Below are 17,587 nucleotides of genomic sequence, written 5' to 3'. Positions count from 1 at the left end.
GTAACATGGGTTAACGCCGTGGCGTGCTCAGGGTTTCCTTCAAGGCCTTGTCGAGGGTGGGATAACGAAAATGAAAACCGGCCTGTTGCAGGCGGACCGGCATGACCCGCTGGCCGGTCAGCAGCAGATCGGCCATTTCTCCAAAGAGCAGTTTCATCGCCCAGGCAGGAATACGGGCAAAATGTGGTTTGCCCAGGCTGGTCGCCAGGCTTTTACTGAACTGGGCATTGGTGACCGGCTCGGGCGCTGTGGCATTAAAAACGCCCTGGCATTCTTGGTGTTCCAGTAAAAATAAAATCAGGTTCACCACGTCTTCAATGTGGATCCACGACATATACTGCTTGCCGGAGCCGATAGGACCACCCAGGCCAAAACGGTAGCTGGGCAGCATCTTCATCAGGGCACCGCCTTCGGCACCCAGCACCACGCCCAGACGGATACGGCACACCCTGGTATGTGCATTTTCCGCTCGTTGTGCCAGCTCTTCCCAGTGGGCGCATACTTCATGGCTGAACTCTGAGTGAGGGTGGGTATCTTCATCTACCAGGGTATCGCCCTGGCGTCCGTAATATCCTACCGCCGAGCCGCTGATCAGCACGGAGGGAGGCTGACTGCCAGCCCGCAGCTTTTCCACGAGTTTTTCAGTAATTTGCCAGCGGCTGTGACAAATGCGCTCTTTCTGGGCCGGGCTCCAGCGTTTGTCGGCAATGGGCTCGCCGGCCAGATTAATCACCGCATCAAAGCGGTCGAGATCGGGTAAATCATCAAGGGAGGAAAGGGCTTCAATATCGTGACCCAAACGTTGATACACCTTATTGGGTGAACGGCTCAGTACAGAGACCTGATGGTGTGGACGCAAATGGCTCATCAGGCGGCTGCCTACAAAGCCGGTTCCTCCGGTAAGCAGTATCTTCATCACAGGCTCCTTCAATAGGCGGGGCCGGCAGGCCCCGCGAAGACGGGGTTATCCACATAATCTGTGAGTAAGTCTGTAGATTACCTCGCTCTCTAAAGATAGCTGGTTGATCTTTATAAAAAAATCAAAGGCGTACAGGGATCCGGCAGGATCACTTCAGCGCCGCCAGGGCTCCGTCGTAGTCCGGTTCGTTGGTCAGCTCGGCGACCCGCTCCACATGGGTAACCTTGCCGTCTTCGTCAATGCATACCACGGCACGGGCGGCCAGACCACGCAGCGCACCATCGCTCAGGGCAACGCCATAATCGGCCAGAAACTCGGCATGACGGAAGGCAGAAGCCACCTGGACGTTTTCCAGGCCTTCGGCGGCGCAGAAACGGCTGCTGGCAAAGGGCAGATCCATGGAGACACACAGCACCTGAGTGTTGTTCAGGCCGGCCGCTTTTTCGTTAAAGGTGCGCACGCTGGTGGCACAGACGCCGGTATCCACGCTGGGGAAGATGTTCAGCAGTACTTTTTTACCTTTAAAGTCGGCCAGCTTGATGTCGCTCAGATCGGCGCCGGTAAGGGTGAAGTCGGGGGCCGGCTGGCCTGCGGCCGGCAGCTGACCGGAAACGGCAACGGAATTACCCTGAAAAGTGACGGAAGACATTGAGACTCTCCTGATGATTGCGGTTTGTTGGTAGTTAGTTATCAGTATGAGTGACTAAGGTAGCAGTTTTCCTGTGTTGACACAGCTTTTATCCGGCCGATAAGCCCTGGTTTTACAGGGAGACATGACCCTTATCAACGCATTTGTCATCCCGTGCCAGTAGAGTGTCCAAATGACTCTTTAATTTCAGGAGAATGCAGTGCGTACACTCAACCTGGATGTGGCCATCATCGGTGCCGGCGGAGCCGGGCTGCGGGCGGCCATTGCGGCTGCCGAAGCGGATCCCGCGCTTAATATCGGCCTGTTGTCCAAGGTGTATCCCATGCGCTCGCATACGGTGGCAGCGGAAGGCGGAGCCGCTGCCGTAGTGCGCGATGACGACAGTCTGCAACAGCATTTTGATGACACGGTGGCGGGAGGAGACTGGCTCTGTGAGCAGGATGTGGTGGAATTCTTCGTAGAGCGCTGTCCTGAAGAAATGATCCGTATGGAGCACTGGGGGTGCCCCTGGAGCCGACGGCCGGACGGCAGTGTGAACGTGCGCCGCTTTGGGGGCATGAAGGTGGAGCGCACCTGGTTTGCAGCCGACAAAACCGGCTTTCATATGCTGCATACTCTGTTTCAGACGTCGTTCAAATACGCCGGTATTCAGCGTTTTGATGAGTTTTTTGTACTGGATTTATTGGTGGAACAAGGCCAGATCTGCGGCCTGGTGGCGCTGCATCTGGCCGAAGGCGAGCCGGTATTGATCCGTGCCAATGCGGTGGTGCTGGCCACCGGCGGTGGTGCCCGCGTGTTCCGCTATAACACCAACGGCGGTATCGTCACCGGCGATGGTATGGCCATGGCATACCGCCATGGGGTGGCTCTGCGAGATATGGAGTTTGTGCAATATCATCCCACGGGCCTGCCCGGCTCCGGCATTTTAATGACCGAAGGCTGCCGGGGAGAAGGAGGCGTGCTGCTTAACCGCCATGGCTACCGTTATTTGCAGGATTACGGCCTGGGCCCGGAAACGCCCCTGGGCGAGCCGAAAAACAAACACATGGAACTGGGCCCGAGGGACAGGGTATCTCAGGCCTTCTGGCATGAGCTGCAAAAGGGCAATACCATTCCGCATCCGCTGGGAGAGGTGGTGCATCTGGATCTGCGTCATCTGGGTGAGCAAAAACTGAAAGAGCGCCTGCCTTTTATCTGTGAGCTGGCCAAAGCCTATGTGAATGTGGATCCGGTGCATCAGCCCATCCCCATTCGGCCCACGGCGCACTACACCATGGGCGGTATCGCCGTGGACAAGCACAGCCATACCACCATTAACGGTTTGTTTGCCGCTGGCGAGTGTGCTTCCAGTGGCATTCATGGCGCTAACCGGCTGGGATCCAACTCATTGGCAGAGCTGCTGGTGTTTGGTCGTCAGGCCGGAGAGGGAGCTGCGGCGCTGGCCATGGCAACCAGCGGCCCCAATGAAGCGGCCATCCGGGAGCAAGCCGAACACATAGTGGCTGATCTGGAAGCATTAAGAGGCCGGCGCGGTGAAGAGCGGATGTCGGACATTCGCAATGAACTGGGCCAGGTCATGGAGGAGGGCTGCGGGATTTATCGTAACGCCATGGGCATGCAGGCCACAGTTGACCGGGTAGCGGAGCTGAAGGCCCGCTACCAGCATCTGCACCTGACCGATCACAGCCGGGTATTCAATACCGAGCTGGTGTCGGCAGTAGAGCTGGGCTTTTGCCTGGATGTGGCGGAAGCCATGGCGCACAGCGCCCTGGCCCGGCAGGAATCCCGCGGAGCCCATCAGCGTCTGGATGACGGCTGCCGCGAACGCGACGACGAACGTTTTCTTAAACACTCTCAGGCGTTCTACCGGGCCGGCGAGGCACCTCGCATTGACTACAGCCAGGTCAATATTACCCGGTCTCCGCCTGCCAGGCGGGAGTATGGTGCTGCCGCCGAGCAGGAGGGAACAAAATGAACCAACTGAAAACTCTGCAAATCTTGCGTTATCGTCCGGAGCAGGATGATGCTCCTTATTTTGAGCGCGTTAAGGTGCCCTGGGATGACACCACTTCGGTGCTGGATGCGCTCAACTATATCAAGGACGAACTGGATGCCAGCCTGAGTTATCGCTGGTCCTGCCGCATGGCCATTTGCGGCTCCTGTGGTTTTATGATTAACGGCGTGCCCAAGCTTGGCTGCAAAACCTTTTTGCGCGACTTTGACGAGCTGACTATAGAGCCGCTGGAACATTACCCCATAGAGCGGGATCTGGTGGTAAACATGGAACCCTTTGTGGAGCGGCTGGCAGCGGTTAAACCCTATATTGTCGGCAATGAGCGAACGGTTGCAGACGGCCCCAATGTACAGACGCCGGCCGAGATGGAGGCCTATCACGCCTTGTCTCAGTGTATTAACTGTGGTCTGTGTTACGCCGCCTGCCCCCAGGTAGGGTTGCGGCCGGGCTTTGTGGGGCCAGCGGCCATTGCGCTGGCCCGGCGCTATAACCTGGACAGCCGGGATAATGGCAAGAAAGAGCGCATGGCGTTGCTGAACGGGGAAGACGGTGTATGGGGCTGCACCTTTGTGGGGTATTGCTCTGAGGTCTGCCCGAAAGAAGTGGATCCGGCGGCAGCGGTGAACCAGGGCAAAATTGATTCCGGCATCAGCTATCTGCTGGCGGCCCTTCGGCGGGAGTAAGGAGGAGATATGAGTCTGCGTAAACCGTATCAAAGACCCATGCCAGTGAGCTGGTGGTGGCAAAAAGCACCGTTTCGTCGCTACATGTTGCGGGAAGCGACGGTACTGCCGCTGACTTTTTTCTGCTTGTGTTTGCTGGCCGGCTTGTGGTCGCTGGGGCAGGGGCCTGAGGCCTGGGCCGGCTGGATGAACTTTATGGCCAGTCCGGTGGTTATTGCGCTGAATGGGCTGGCGCTGGCGGCCAGCCTGTTTCATGCCTTTACCTTTTTTCTGATGATGCCCCGGGTGATGCCGGTGAAGTGGTCAGGCAAGCGCTTGCCGGTCGTCTATGTGGCGCTTATCCAGTGGTCCATCACTGCAGTTATCAGCCTGTTTGCCTGGCTGTGGCTGGTGGAGGTGCTATGAACAAGATAAACCCGAACCCCAGACGTTCGGAAGAGCCTGTCTGGTGGAGCCTGTTTGGTGCCGGTGGTAGCTGGTTTGCCATGTTGACCCCGGTTACCGTGTTACTGGCGGGTATACTGGTGCCGCTGGGAGTCATTGATGCCAGCGCCATGAGCTATGAGCGTATGCAGGTGGTGGCCGGCAGCTGGCTGGGCAAGGCGGTGATGGCCGGCACTGTTATTTTGCCCTTGTGGCATGCCATGCACCGAATACATCATGGCATTCACGATCTGGGCGTTAAGGCCGGTCTGGCGAGCAAGGTGGTGTGCTACGGCTTTGCGGCTCTGGTGTCGGTGGTGACTCTGCTGCTGCTGTTCACAGCTCTTTGATAAACGACTTGTCCAGTTGCTTGAATGCGGAGTTCAGGGTCTCGCCCAGCTCAAAATAGCGGGGGCGGGACACCGGTTCGCTGATATGGCCACCGGCGGCGGCAATTTTTTCATGTATCTGCAAATACCATTCTCTGAGCGACGGTGGCAACCGGGTGTCGGCCCGCTTGCCCAGCCAGTAGTAGCCTTGCAGTGGCAGGCTGGCCAGGAACAGCACCGAGGCGACGACACTCGGCCAGTATTGGGGCGCACCAAACTGAAACTGCAATAACAGGCTCAGGGTAATGAGCGCGGGCATGGTTTTGATGCCGAAGCGGGTGGCTGCCATCATCCGGTTCTCGGGAAACATGGCTGCCAGTCTGCGCTCCTGAGGCCAGATGGCCAGGTACTGCTGGCCACGATGTAAAGTACGAGTAAAGGGACTCATGTGTCCTCCAGCAACAACAAACCGATGCAAAAAAATTTGAAAATTACGACGAAAGTCAAAAAAACGCTGACTACTGCTGGTTATTTTACCACAGACAAAAGGCTAATATTTCCCATTATGCAGGCCAGCTACAATGCGGGTCTTGTACATGGAAGACATGCGGCCTGACTGCCCATTGGTAATTGGTAAATCGCCTTTTCTCAAGGATAGAGCTTAAAGTGATATTTATTGTCTGATTTTGATAACGGACAAGTGGTTTTCGCAACTCTGTAAAGAAAAGAAAGGGTTTCCAATGAGTAACAATCTGGTCCTGGTTCTGAACTGCGGCAGTTCCTCGCTGAAGTTCGCCATTCTGGATGCCTCCAGTGGCAATGAACAGCTGTCGGGCCTTGCTGAGTGCTTCTACCTGGCTGATGCCCGCATCAAATGGAAACTTAACGGCGAAAAGGGTGAAGCCGCACTGGGCGCCGGAGCTGCTCACCAGCAGGCGCTGGATTTTATTGTCGAGCAGTTGCTTAATCCGAACCCCGACCTGTTGCAAGGACTGGTAGCCGTGGGCCACCGGGTGGTGCACGGGGGCGAGAAATTCACTCACTCTGTGCTGATTGACGAGTCGGTGATTGAGGGGATTGAAGCTTGTGCCAGCCTGGCTCCCTTGCACAACCCGGCACACCTGGTGGGAATTGCGTCGGCGCAAGCATCGTTTCCGGCTTTACCGCAGGTAGCAGTGTTCGATACCGCCTTTCACCAGACCATGCCCGAGCAGGCTTACCTGTATGCCATTCCCTACTCACTGTACCGGGAACACGGCGTTCGCCGCTATGGCATGCACGGTACCAGTCATTACTTCATTACTCAGGAAACGGCCCGGGTACTGAACAAGCCGGTAAATGAGCTCAATATTATCAGTTGCCATCTGGGTAACGGTGCCTCCGTATGTGCGGTGAAAAACGGCGAGTCGGTGGATACTTCCATGGGACTGACACCGCTGGAAGGGCTGGTTATGGGTACCCGAAGCGGTGATATTGATCCGGCCATTATTTTTCATCTGCACGATGCCCTGGGTTACAGTGTGGAGCGGATCAACACTATGCTGACCAAGGAGTCGGGGCTGCTCGGTCTGACCGAGACCTCCAGTGACTGCCGTTTTGCCGAAGATAATTACCAGCAACTGCCGGAAGCAAAGCGTGCGCTCGATATCTTTGCCTACCGTCTGGCCAAGTATATTGCCGGCTATACCTGCTCGCTGGATGGCCGACTTGATGCCATCGTATTTACCGGCGGTATCGGTGAAAATTCTGCCCGGGTACGGGAGCTGACACTGTCGAAGCTTGCCCTGCTGGGCGTTAAACTGGATGAAGAGGCCAACCTGGCCGCCCGCTTTGGCCTGGCTGGCTGTATCAGCGCGGCCGGCAGCCTGCCGGTATGGGTGTTGCCCACCAATGAAGAGTGGGTGATTGCTCAGGACGCGATGACGCTGGCGCAACAACAAGAGGAAAAGCAATGACCAGAACCATCATGCTGGTGCCTGTCAGCAGCGGCGTAGGTGCGACTTCGGTAAGTCTCGGTATGGTCCGGGCCATGGAGCGCAACGGGGTAAACGTAAGCTTTTTCAAGCCGGTATCCCAGCCACGTAATCGCCGTAAAATACAGGACCATTCCACCGCCGTGGTGGCGGCTGGCACCAGCCTGACTCCTCCCGAGCCCTTTGCCCTCAGCTATGCCGAGAGCATGATTTCGGCAGGCAATCTGGATGTGTTATTGGAAGAGATTGTTGCCCGTTTTGAAAAGCATGTTACCGAAAGCGGTGCGGAAGTGGTGGTGGTGGAAGGGCTGATCCCTACCGACAAGCAGCCCTTTGCTACCCGCATTAACTACGATATTGCCAAGGCACTGGACGCCGACATGGTGTTTATTGCCCAGCCCGGCAGCGACAGCAGTCAATATCTGAAAGAACGGCTGGAACTGGCCTGTGCCAACTTTGGCGGCATGCTCAACAAGCGCATTGTGGGCTGTATTATCAACAAGGTGGGCGCGCCGGTAGACGAGCAGGGTAACACCCGCCCCGATCTGACCGAGATGTTTAATCCGGGTTACAAGGGCGAGCATGTGACCGCCAACCTGGAAGTGCTGCAGGTGTTTGGCAAAACGCCGCTGCGAATTCTCGGCTGTATCCCCTGGAATACCCAGTTGGTGGCCCCTCGGGCGGTAGACCTGGCCCGCCACCTCAATGCCACCATCATCAACGAAGGTGCACTCAGCAACCGCCGGCTGCAAAGTGTGACCTTCTGTGCCCGGGCGCTGCACAATATGGTGCAGCACTTCAAACCCGGCAGTCTGCTGGTGGCGTCGGGCGATCGCTCCGATGTCATCGTTTCCGTCTGTCTGGCGGCCATGAATGGTGTAAAAATCGGAGCCTTGCTGCTTACCGGCAGTTATCACCCGGAGCCTCAGATCATGGATCTGTGTCAGCGTGCCATTGAAACCGGTCTGCCCATTCTGATGGTGAACACCAACACCTGGCAAACGGCGGTCAGTCTGCAGCACTTCAACCTGGAAATACCGGTGGACGATGCCGGTCGTATTGAAGCGGTGCAGGATTATGTGGCCGGCCATATCGACAAACACTGGATTGAGTCGTTGTCGGCCAAATCTGCCCGCAGCCGCCGTCTCAGTCCGCCGGCGTTCCGTTATCAGCTTACCGAGCTGGCTCGCCGGGCCTCCAAGCGTATCGTGCTGCCGGAAGGGGAAGAGCCGCGCACCATCAAGGCCGCCGCTATCTGTGCCGAACGAGGCATTGCCCGGCCGGTGCTGCTGGGTAACCATGAAGAAATCATGCGCATTGCCGCCCAGCAAGGTGTGGTTCTGGATGAAAAAGTCGATATTGTGGATCCCGGCGAAGTACGTGAAAACTACGTAGAGCGTCTGGTGGAGTTGCGCAAGTCCAAGGGCATTACTGAAGTTGTGGCCCGTGAACAGCTGCAGGACAACGTGGTGCTGGGCACCATGATGCTGGAGCGGGACGAGGTGGACGGACTGGTGTCGGGCGCGGTCAACACCACTGCCAATACTATTCGTCCGCCGCTGCAGATCATCAAAACCGCGCCGGGATCTTCCTTGGTGTCGTCGGTGTTCTTTATGCTGTTGCCGGACCAGGTGCTGGTCTATGGCGACTGTGCCATCAACCCGGATCCTACCGCCGAGCAACTGGCGGAAATTGCCATTCAGTCGGCAGAGTCGGCCCGTGCCTTTGGCATAGAGCCCCGGGTGGCGATGATCTCTTACTCTACCGGCAGCTCCGGCACCGGTGCCGACGTGGAGAAAGTGCGGGAAGCCACCCGTCTGGCGCAGGAAAAACGTCCGGATCTGGTGATCGACGGGCCGCTGCAATACGATGCTGCCATTATGGAGAATGTGGCCAAGTCCAAGGCTCCCAACTCACCGGTAGCGGGCAAGGCTACCGTGTTTATCTTCCCGGATCTGAACACCGGCAATACCACTTACAAGGCCGTGCAGCGTTCGGCGCAGCTGGTGTCTATCGGTCCCATGCTGCAGGGCATGCGCAAGCCGGTGAACGACCTGTCTCGTGGTGCTCTGGTGGATGATATTGTGTATACCATTGCGCTGACCGCCATTCAGGCCGGCCAGCACGGCAACAGCTGATAAAAAAGCCGGCCTTGAGCCGGCTTTTTCTTTATTACCTTTGATTACCAGCATTTCATACAGCGACCCAAAGCTGACAAAGCCGGTGACCTGAGGGGGTATATACCCTCAGCTCCCGCCTGCACCTTACCCGTCATCTTATCACCCGTGCCGGTTTTATTAATTTTTCTAGGAACGTCGACCCGACATGGCTTGCAACGAAGCCAGGCCAGGTGCGGCAAGGCTCAGATGAGCATGGACGGTAACCTCTGAGTCTCTTCTATAAAATGTGATTTTATTAACACTTATCAACATTGGCCGCCTCTCAGGCCCATGGCTCTTCCTGACCTTTTTCTTGTTTCCCGGTTTTGCTCTGCGTTGAAGATAAACAGCGTAATATTCTTAACATCATAAAAAATAAGATATAAAAGAATGATTGGAAACGAGTGATGATTTTATGTTCGATCTTGTTGTTTGATATTTAAATGTCGAGTTAAAAAAAATAAATATTATAAATGGTGTTACCTACTTGTTAAAAGCGCTGTGGCGGAGTAGTTTCTCTGCACTCGCCGGATGATCCGACCATAAGGTCTGGTAGAGGCGATCAACCTCAGGATGATGTGCTGCCCAGGAGGGTAGTTATCCCCCGTTCAACAAAGGATGTGACCATGAACGAACTGGTTAATGCCATTAACGGCTATATCTGGAGCCTGCCCCTGATCTACCTGTGTCTGGGTGTGGGCTTGTATTTCTCCCTTCGTACCCGTTTTTTACAGGTGCGCCATATCAAGGAAATGATCCGGCTGATGTTTCAGGGCGGATCCTCGGCGGCGGGTATCAGCTCGTTTCAGGCGCTGGCACTGTCTTTGTCAGGCCGGGTAGGTACCGGTAACATTGCCGGTGTGGCCACCGCCATCACGTTTGGCGGCCCGGGTGCCGTATTCTGGATGTGGGTGGTTGCCTTTCTGGGTTCGGGCACGGCCTTTGTGGAGTCTGCACTGGCGCAGATCTACAAGGAAAAGGACGATAACGGACTGTACCGGGGTGGCCCTGCCTTTTATATAGAAAAAGGCCTGGGCATGAAGTGGTATGCCTGGGTGTTTGCCATCTCTACCGTGCTGGCCTGTGGCATGCTGCTGCCCGGTGTGCAGGCCAACAGCATTGCCTCCGGTATTGAGCATGCCTTTGGTATCCCGACTACTGTGTCTGCTGCAGTGGTGGTGATCCTGCTTGGCATGATCATTTTTGGTGGCGTAAAGCGTATTGCCCACTTCACGCAAATTGTGGTGCCGTTTATGGCGCTGGGTTACATATTGGTGGCCTTTGTGATCCTGGTGTTGCACATTGGCGAAGTGCCTGAGGTGATCAGCCTGATTGTGGGCAGTGCCTTTGGCATGAAGGCCGGCTTTGGTGCCATTCTGGGGCTGGCCATCGAGTGGGGCGTAAAACGCGGTATTTATTCCAACGAAGCCGGTCAGGGCACGGGTCCTCATGCAGCCGCGGCGGCCGAGGTGTCTCACCCTGCCAAGCAAGGTCTGGTGCAGAGCTTCTCGGTATATATCGATACCTTGTTTGTGTGCTCCGCTACGGCCTTCATGATTATCATCACCGGTGCCTATAACGTGATGGGTAAGGCCGGTGATGCCATAGTGGAAAAACTGCCCGGTGTAGAGGCTGGTCCCGGTTACACTCAGGCGGCTGTTGAGTCGGTTATGCCCGGCTTTGGTGGCATCTTTGTGGCGGTGGCGTTGTTCTTCTTCGCCTTTACCACCATTCTGGCTTACTACTACATCGCTGAAACCAACATCGCCTACATTAACCGCAAGGTGCACCGCCCCTGGCTGATGTTCGCACTCAAGCTGGTGCTGATGGCTTCTGTGGTTTACGGCTCGGTCAAAACGGCCGGTCTGGCCTGGGGTCTGGGGGATATTGGCGTGGGGCTGATGGCCTGGCTGAATATTGTGGCCATCTTGCTGCTGCAAAAGCCGGCCCTGCTGGCGCTGAAAGACTACGAAGCGCAAAAAGCACAGGGGCTGGATCCCACCTTCGATCCGGTCAAGCTAGGCATTAAAAATGCCGATCACTGGGTGAACAAGGACACCTCGTCCCGGCCCTCATCCAGCGCGGATACGCCGGAGCTGAATCCGCAGGCAGATCGCTCATAATCCAACGGATTTTCCAACAGGCCGGACACATGTTCCGGCCTTTTTGGATCCAGTGCTTTGTGCATGCTGGTGCCTATACTCGGGAGCAGGGCTCAGGCATAAATAAACCATCATCAACACAGGAGAAAGAGAATGGACACTAATCACCCTCTGTGGCAAACCGGCTGGTATTGTGATGGCCAGTGGCGGAATACCCAGGACAGCTATGATGTGGTTAACCCGGCCAACGGTCAGGTGCTGGCGCAGGTGTCTCGCTGCGGCAGTGAAGAAACACAACAGGCCATCAATGCCGCCGAAGCAGCCTTCACACACTGGCGCAGCACCACGCCCAAGGAACGCACCGCCGTGCTGCACCGTTGGTTTGAGCTGATGATGGAGCATCAGGATGAGCTGGCCGAGTTGATGGTGCTGGAACAGGGGAAGCCGTTGGCTGAAGCCAAGGGTGAGGTTGCTTATGCAGCCAGCTTTCTGGAATGGTTTGGTGAAGAAGCCAAGCGAGCCACCGGCAGTACCATTCCCAGCCCTAAACGGGAGAACCGGCTCTGGGTGATTAAACAGCCCGTGGGCGTGGTGGCAGCCATTACGCCCTGGAACTTTCCGCTGGCGATGATCACCCGCAAGGTGGGCCCGGCCATTGCTGCTGGCTGTACTGCCGTGGTCAAGGCATCCAGTGTGACGCCCCTGTGTGCCAACGCCCTGGCCGTGCTGGCGGAGCGGGCCGGACTGCCGGCCGGTGTGCTTAACCTGGTGTCCGGCGACTCCGGCCCGATTGGTGAAACCCTGATGCACAGCCCGCTGGTGCGTAAACTGTCTTTTACCGGCTCTACCGGCATTGGTAAAAAGTTGATGGCTCAGGCTGCCGGCACGGTCAAAAAAATGTCGCTGGAGCTGGGTGGCAATGCCCCCTTTATCGTCTTTGACGATGCCGATCTCGATGCCGCTGTGGCCGGTGCCATGGCGTCCAAGTTCCGTAATACCGGCCAGACTTGCGTGTGTGTAAACCGCTTCTATGTGCAGGAAGGGATTTATGATGCGTTTGTGTCACGGCTGGCCGAGGCTGCCAACGCGCTGAAAGTGGCAGAAGGCCGGGTGGAAGGTGCTCAGCAGGGCCCGTTGATCACCCAGGCCGCCCTCGATAAGGTAGCAGCCCATGTGGCCGATGCATTGAGCAAAGGTGGCCGGCTGGTATGCGGTGGTGCGCAACACGCACTGGGCGGCACTTTCTATCAGCCGACCGTGATTGCCGATGCCAACGAAGACATGCTGCTGGCGCAGGAAGAAACCTTTGGACCTGTGGCTGCCTGTTTTAAGTTTGCCAGCGAAGACGAGGTGATCGCCCGGGCCAACAACACGCCTTTTGGTCTGGCCGCGTATTTCTACACACAGGATCTGGGACGGGTATTTCGTGTATCCGAAGCCCTGGAATCGGGCATGGTAGGCGTAAACGAAGGTATCATCTCCAACGAAGTTGCCCCCTTTGGCGGCGTAAAAGAATCGGGCCTGGGACGGGAAGGCAGCCAGATTGGCCTGGATGAATTTCTGGAAGCCAAATACGTCAACCTGGGTAACCTGTAGTCTTTTGGGCCGGAATGACGGACGAATGTGTACGGCTACTCCGGGCTTGCCCCGGAGCCTGTGGCCGGGGTGTTGCTCCGTCAGTCCGGCACTACATCCCGAATAAAAAGAAACCAGACCCGTGAAAAGTACTCGGCAGCGGATGTTCAGGCATGATAAATACGCCATTTTTTGGCATGCTGGGAGCCTTGTTCAAGAGGACATTTCCATATGAAACACGGGCTTTTGTTGATGCTGACCCTGCTGCTGTCCGCCTGCTCCCCCGAGCCGCAGCAGCATATTCGTTTGCTCAGCGGCGATTGGGATACGGCTCGGGCCACTACCGAGCTGGCCAGGCTGGAACTGGAACAGGCCGGCTTTGCGGTAACGGTCGAGCAGGTGGCGCCGGGACAAATCTGGTCGCGGCTGGCTGCCGGCGAAGGCGACGCCAGTCTGTCGGCCTGGTTACCCGACAGTAGCCGTCATCATGCGGAGCGTTTTTTTGACCGTCTGCACGATCTTGGTCCCAATGGTCCCGTACTTAAACTTGGGCTGGCGGTGCCGGCGTCTGCTCCACTTACCCGTATCAGTGAGCTGGTTGGCAGCGACTATGGCGACCATCGTATTGTGGGCATTATGCCGGGGCATGGCAGTCTGGTGCTAACCGAGCAGGCCCTGGCCCGGTATAAACTGGATGACTATCAACTGCTGTCAGGCTCGGGGGAAGCCTATAAACATTTGGTGAATACTGCCATTGAGCAACAACTGCCAGTGCTGATTGCTGCCTGGTCACCCAGCCGAGTGATGCTTAACGACAAGCTCAAATGGCTTCAGGATGATCAGGCGTATTTTGCTACCGGTGAGCGATCTCATACCTTGGTACGCCGTGGGCTGGAAGACAGCGCTCCTAAGGCCATGGAGGTGCTGAGGCAGATTCGTCTGAATGGAGAGCAAATGACCCGCCTGTTGCACCAGGTGGCCACCGAAGCGGATCTGACACTGGCGGTAAACGAGTGGCGCAGAGCCGAGGCGACGTTATTTTCCGCATCAGGAGGAAACTGAACTTTCTTGTTTTTTATGCGGACGGAGTCAAAGCCACAGCAACCTCAGCTGGGTCGTAACCACTGGAACCAACTGGCCTGAGCGTTGCTTTGAGCTTTTGAACTGCCGGTTTCCCCGCCATTGACACTCTTCTTTCTGCTGAAATATCTGCCAGTTTAAAGTGAATCCGGCATTTTCCTTGTCGTGTCCCAGCGGCACCTGAGTTGTTTGTTTTTGCCCTACACTTGTTAAGGGAATTGTGAATGAAAAAGGGAGTCAATTGGCATGAAACGTCTTCAATCACTCATTCTTTTGTTGGCTGCCGTGGGAATCAGCGGCTGTGATCCCCAGTCTCGCGGCTTCAGCCTGCCACCGGGAGATACTCAACGGGGCGAGCAGGTTTTCCTTAATATGCAGTGTCTTGGCTGTCACACCATGGAAGGCTATGAGCGTCCGGAAAATACTGAAGATTTGTCCATCGCTCTGGGCGGCAAGGTGAAAAGCATTAAAACCTATGGCGAGCTGGTGACCTCGGTTATTCACCCTTCCCACAAGCTGGCCAAGGGTTATGACATGTCGAAGATCCAGAACGAAGAAGGGCAATCAGTGATGCCGGTCTACAACGATGTGATGACGGTGTCGGAGTTGGTCGATCTGGTGACCTTTTTGGAATCCAGGTATGAGCTTGAAGTGTACGAGCCCACCGATTACAGCACTCGTCATTAAGTGCTGGCGCTGGCAGAACTAAGCCTGCCAGCTAACCTTGCACACACTGACCGGCAGTCCATGGTCCCGCATGGCTGTTATCCATAGCCGCTGATGATCCTGCAGCCGGTCTCCGGGCCCTTTTACTTCAATCAGGCGATAACGGCCTGCCTGAGCGTTCAGTTCAATCAAATCCGGCATACCCCTGCGATGATGACGCAGGTCTAGCAGCAAATGACGGAACACGATTTCGAGGTGTGCGGCGGGGATCACTGCCAGCGCCAGCTCTACCAGCTCAAGCGGCAGGCCTGGCCAGTGCACAAACGAGCAGCTGATACCTTGTTTCTGCTGATAGCGTTCAATGATCTGCGTTTGATATTCATCATTGGCAAGCGCCGCAAAACCGGCATTAATCATGCTCTTCCGAGCCGTGATAAAGCCTGGCCGGTATAAATCAGCCGGCCCTGCCTGAAACGGATTAAAAAAGGCACCGCGCACCGGCGCAAACAGCGCCGGCCAGAACAACAGGGCAAACAGGCCGTTAAACAGCCGGTTTTCTACATGAAAAAGCCGGGTGTGCTTACCGGCAAAGTGCGCAGCTACCGCCGCCTCCACGCCGTCCTGCTCGGGCCTTGCCAGCAGCAACTGGCTGACCGGCACCCCGGTAGCGGGAGAGGCAGGTACCGTAAGGCCGGCTTTTTTGGCACTGCGCTGCCAGATGCGGTACAGGCCGAGGCGGGCTTCCGGCTGCGTGATTTGCGCCAGAGCCTGTTGCGCCAGCACAGCTACCCGGGCCGGATTATCAGACTTTTCCCGCAGGCGCAGGGCGCGTATTGGTGCCTCTCTGTACTGGCTTCGCTCGTGCAGGGCAAGCGCGAGTGTCGTGTTACCTTCGCGCTCCGCCTCCCGGCCCAGCTGAAACAGCAGCTTGTGCCGGCGGTACTCAATCCATTCACAATCCACCGGTCCAGGCAGGTGGTGGCACAGCTCAGACACCGGCTCGGTGGTTAGCCGTTCCTGCAACCGGTAAAGCGCCAGCATGACATCGACTTCGGCTCTGGCGTGAAACGGACGGGAGTGTTCACTGAGCGGTACCGGCTCAAATTGCTGCAGGCCCAGCTCGGTTAACACAAACTCTGTCCAGTCCTGATGCAGGTTGCCAAAAAATATCAGCCGCAGCCGGTCGAACAGGTCGGTGCAAGCAAGCTTGATAATGTCAAATGAGGCTTCGGGCCACCATTGCATCAGTGGCTGAGCACCGGGGCTCAGCTTATCCAGTAACATGGTTTCCAGATCCCGTTTTCGGGCGGAGGCGGGAACAGAGTGCTCGGGTAACAGGTATTGAGCCAGTTGCGCGCACTCCTCACGACGGGCGAGGGCGCACAGCTCCGTTAATGTGACTGGCGGAGTCAGTTCAATCAGCTCCGCGTCAGCCAGCTCGGCCAGAGCTTCGTTCAAATCCGGAATTTCGTTATAGCTCAGCTTGTCGGTGCGAAACAGACAACCCTTGCGCATGATCAGCCGTACCAGCAGCCCCTGGGCCGGCTCGTGCAGGTTCAGCATATTGGCCAGCAGACCGCGTTCATCGGACTGCAGCAAGTCGGAATAACGGGTCAGGCAGAAACGTATTACCTGCTGCATATTGCGCAGGTAATAGAAGGGATCTTCCAGAGAGGAAGGGGTGATGTGAGGCGTTGTCATGGGGCTATTGTAAGGTGAAAATCTGAATAGGGGCAGCCGTTCTGACAGTAGGCATATTGCCTCAGAATCATAAAAGTATGGCGGTTATCGAGAGTGTCAGTTTTGTCTGCCTGAAAGGAGAGGGTCTGAAGGGCTTGTAATATCAGCGTCACCTTTAATGCGCATATTGGTTCAATTGTTTTCAAGGAGTTGAATTACATGAAAAAAGTCCTGACCCTCTCTGCCGTTGCCGGCCTTGTTATGTTGTCGGGTGCAGCCCATGCTAATTCCCTGGGCGGCCTGGCTTTTTCGGGCACCACACCTCATACCACGGCCATGACGGTAAAAGACGACTTTACCATTGTCGGCAAGGCTGAGCTGATGGGGCTGAAAGCCATCAATGAAGATGGCACCGTGAAGGCCATTGTCGAAATTCCTGCCGGCACCTCGGCCAAGTGGGAAGTCAGCAAGGAAGATCCCAAGGCTGTGTACTGGGAATACAAAAAGGGCAAGCCGCGGGTGGTGAACTACCTGGGTTATCCGGGCAACTATGGCGCCATTCCCGGCACTGCCCTGCCCAAGGAGCTGGGAGGCGACGGGGATCCGCTGGATGTGATTGTGCTGGGCCAGGCGGTGCCACGGGGTGAGGTGGTGGACGTGCGCGTGATTGGCGTACTTAAGATGCTGGATGACGGCGAGCAGGACGACAAGCTGATTGCCGTGCTGGCCAAGGACTCTCCCTTTGCGCATATCGAAAGCATGACGCAACTGGATAAGGAGTATCCGGGAGCCAGCCAGATTATTGATGTCTGGTTTGCCAACTACAAAGGCCCGGACGGCGGCATGGAAGGCCTGGGTTTTGAAGACGCGGATTCTGCCCGCAAAGTACTGGATGCTGCCGCCGAGCACTTCGAGCGTTCTCGCTAAGGTGTGCAGCACTGTCCTTGCGGGGGCGTGCGGGGACTGGCAAAGAAAAAGGCGTTAACCCTTTCGAGTTAACGCCTTAAAAAATCCGTATGTTGACTGATTAATATCAGTTCATGCCGTATTTCTTGAGCTTCTTGCGCAGGGTGCCGCGGTTAATGCCCATCATGTTGGCTGCGCGGGTCTGGTTACCGCGGGTGTACTGCATGATCACGTCCAGCATGGGCGCTTCGACTTCGGACAGAACCAGTTCATACAGCTCGGTGACTTCCTGGCCGTTGAGCTGGGACAGGTAGTTGCGCAGGGCCTGATCCACGGAGTTACGCAGCGGGCGCTGGGTCGGCTGCTCGGAAGTCGGAGATTTGGTGGTAGTTACCAGTGCGTCAGAAGTCGTAGTTTGTTCGAACATAT

16 protein-coding genes are annotated in these 17,587 nt (G+C 56.3%); 11 read left to right on the top strand and 5 right to left on the bottom strand.

Going from position 1 to position 17,587, the window contains the following annotated elements; all coding sequences use genetic code 11:
- Nucleotides 1-10 precede the first annotated feature (10 nt).
- Nucleotides 11-916 carry a TIGR01777 family oxidoreductase gene (locus B6S09_RS15500; RefSeq protein ID WP_094279407.1) on the bottom strand — a complete coding sequence of 302 codons (906 nt, stop codon included), beginning with the start codon at nt 914-916 and terminating at the stop codon, nt 11-13.
- A 151-nt stretch (nt 917-1,067) separates the two neighbouring features.
- Nucleotides 1,068-1,568: a thiol peroxidase gene (tpx, locus tag B6S09_RS15495; RefSeq protein WP_094279406.1), complete on the bottom strand. Its 501-nt coding sequence runs from the start codon at nt 1,566-1,568 to the stop codon at nt 1,068-1,070.
- Between the two features lie 199 nt (nt 1,569-1,767).
- Between tpx and frdA the strand changes: the two genes are divergently transcribed.
- Genes frdA through frdD form a run of 4 tightly spaced genes read left to right on the top strand, consistent with a single transcriptional unit; the run spans nt 1,768 to nt 5,038 of the window.
- On the top strand, nt 1,768-3,543 hold the full coding sequence (frdA, locus tag B6S09_RS15490; protein WP_094279405.1) for a fumarate reductase (quinol) flavoprotein subunit: 1,776 nt from the start codon (nt 1,768-1,770) through the stop codon (nt 3,541-3,543).
- A complete protein-coding gene (locus tag B6S09_RS15485; protein ID WP_094279404.1) occupies nt 3,540-4,265 on the top strand; it encodes a succinate dehydrogenase/fumarate reductase iron-sulfur subunit in 726 nt (241 codons plus the stop codon). Before frdA ends, B6S09_RS15485 begins: the two co-directional genes overlap by 4 nt.
- 9 nt (nt 4,266-4,274) lie before the next feature.
- A complete protein-coding gene (locus B6S09_RS15480; protein WP_094279403.1) occupies nt 4,275-4,670 on the top strand; it encodes a fumarate reductase subunit C in 396 nt (131 codons plus the stop codon).
- Nucleotides 4,667-5,038, top strand: a complete 372-nt coding sequence (frdD, locus tag B6S09_RS15475; protein ID WP_094279402.1) for a fumarate reductase subunit FrdD — start codon at nt 4,667-4,669, stop codon at nt 5,036-5,038. The genes B6S09_RS15480 and frdD overlap by 4 nt, the downstream gene beginning before the upstream one ends.
- Here the strand turns inward: frdD and yfbV are convergent.
- Nucleotides 5,025-5,465 (bottom strand): terminus macrodomain insulation protein YfbV, encoded by a 441-nt coding sequence (yfbV, locus tag B6S09_RS15470; RefSeq protein WP_094279401.1) that lies wholly within the window; start codon nt 5,463-5,465, stop codon nt 5,025-5,027. The genes frdD and yfbV overlap by 14 nt on opposite strands.
- 292 nt (nt 5,466-5,757) lie before the next feature.
- Between yfbV and B6S09_RS15465 the strand changes: the two genes are divergently transcribed.
- From B6S09_RS15465 to B6S09_RS15440, 6 genes are all read left to right on the top strand, one after another.
- Nucleotides 5,758-6,972: an acetate kinase gene (locus B6S09_RS15465; protein ID WP_094279400.1), complete on the top strand. Its 1,215-nt coding sequence runs from the start codon at nt 5,758-5,760 to the stop codon at nt 6,970-6,972.
- Nucleotides 6,969-9,128 (top strand): phosphate acetyltransferase, encoded by a 2,160-nt coding sequence (gene pta / locus B6S09_RS15460; RefSeq protein ID WP_094279399.1) that lies wholly within the window; start codon nt 6,969-6,971, stop codon nt 9,126-9,128. The genes B6S09_RS15465 and pta overlap by 4 nt, the downstream gene beginning before the upstream one ends.
- A gap of 647 nt (nt 9,129-9,775) precedes the next feature.
- Nucleotides 9,776-11,272 (top strand): alanine/glycine:cation symporter family protein, encoded by a 1,497-nt coding sequence (locus B6S09_RS15455; protein WP_094279398.1) that lies wholly within the window; start codon nt 9,776-9,778, stop codon nt 11,270-11,272.
- A gap of 132 nt (nt 11,273-11,404) precedes the next feature.
- Nucleotides 11,405-12,847 carry an NAD-dependent succinate-semialdehyde dehydrogenase gene (locus tag B6S09_RS15450; RefSeq protein ID WP_094279397.1) on the top strand — a complete coding sequence of 481 codons (1,443 nt, stop codon included), beginning with the start codon at nt 11,405-11,407 and terminating at the stop codon, nt 12,845-12,847.
- 210 nt (nt 12,848-13,057) lie between these two features.
- Nucleotides 13,058-13,888, top strand: a complete 831-nt coding sequence (locus B6S09_RS15445) for a glycine betaine ABC transporter substrate-binding protein (RefSeq protein ID WP_094279396.1) — start codon at nt 13,058-13,060, stop codon at nt 13,886-13,888.
- A gap of 264 nt (nt 13,889-14,152) precedes the next feature.
- On the top strand, nt 14,153-14,593 hold the full coding sequence (locus B6S09_RS15440; protein ID WP_094279395.1) for a c-type cytochrome: 441 nt from the start codon (nt 14,153-14,155) through the stop codon (nt 14,591-14,593).
- Between the two features lie 18 nt (nt 14,594-14,611).
- Here B6S09_RS15440 and B6S09_RS15435 read toward each other — a convergent pair whose 3' ends face one another.
- Complete coding sequence (locus B6S09_RS15435) at nt 14,612-16,273, bottom strand: VRR-NUC domain-containing protein (protein ID WP_094279394.1); 1,662 nt, start codon at nt 16,271-16,273, stop codon at nt 14,612-14,614.
- 198 nt (nt 16,274-16,471) lie between these two features.
- Here B6S09_RS15435 and B6S09_RS15430 point away from each other — a divergent pair, with 198 nt between their 5' ends.
- Nucleotides 16,472-17,179 (top strand): inorganic diphosphatase, encoded by a 708-nt coding sequence (locus B6S09_RS15430; protein WP_094279393.1) that lies wholly within the window; start codon nt 16,472-16,474, stop codon nt 17,177-17,179.
- A 106-nt stretch (nt 17,180-17,285) separates the two neighbouring features.
- Here the strand turns inward: B6S09_RS15430 and fis are convergent, their stop codons facing one another.
- On the bottom strand, nt 17,286-17,585 hold the full coding sequence (fis, locus tag B6S09_RS15425; protein WP_094279392.1) for a DNA-binding transcriptional regulator Fis: 300 nt from the start codon (nt 17,583-17,585) through the stop codon (nt 17,286-17,288).
- Nucleotides 17,586-17,587: the final 2 nt, after the last annotated feature.

The organism is Oceanimonas baumannii, from assembly GCF_002245495.1.
GTDB classification, from domain to species: domain Bacteria; phylum Pseudomonadota; class Gammaproteobacteria; order Enterobacterales; family Aeromonadaceae; genus Oceanimonas; species Oceanimonas baumannii.
Note: the sequence above shows the minus strand (reverse complement) of the source record. Positions and strands in the feature narration are given on the sequence as shown.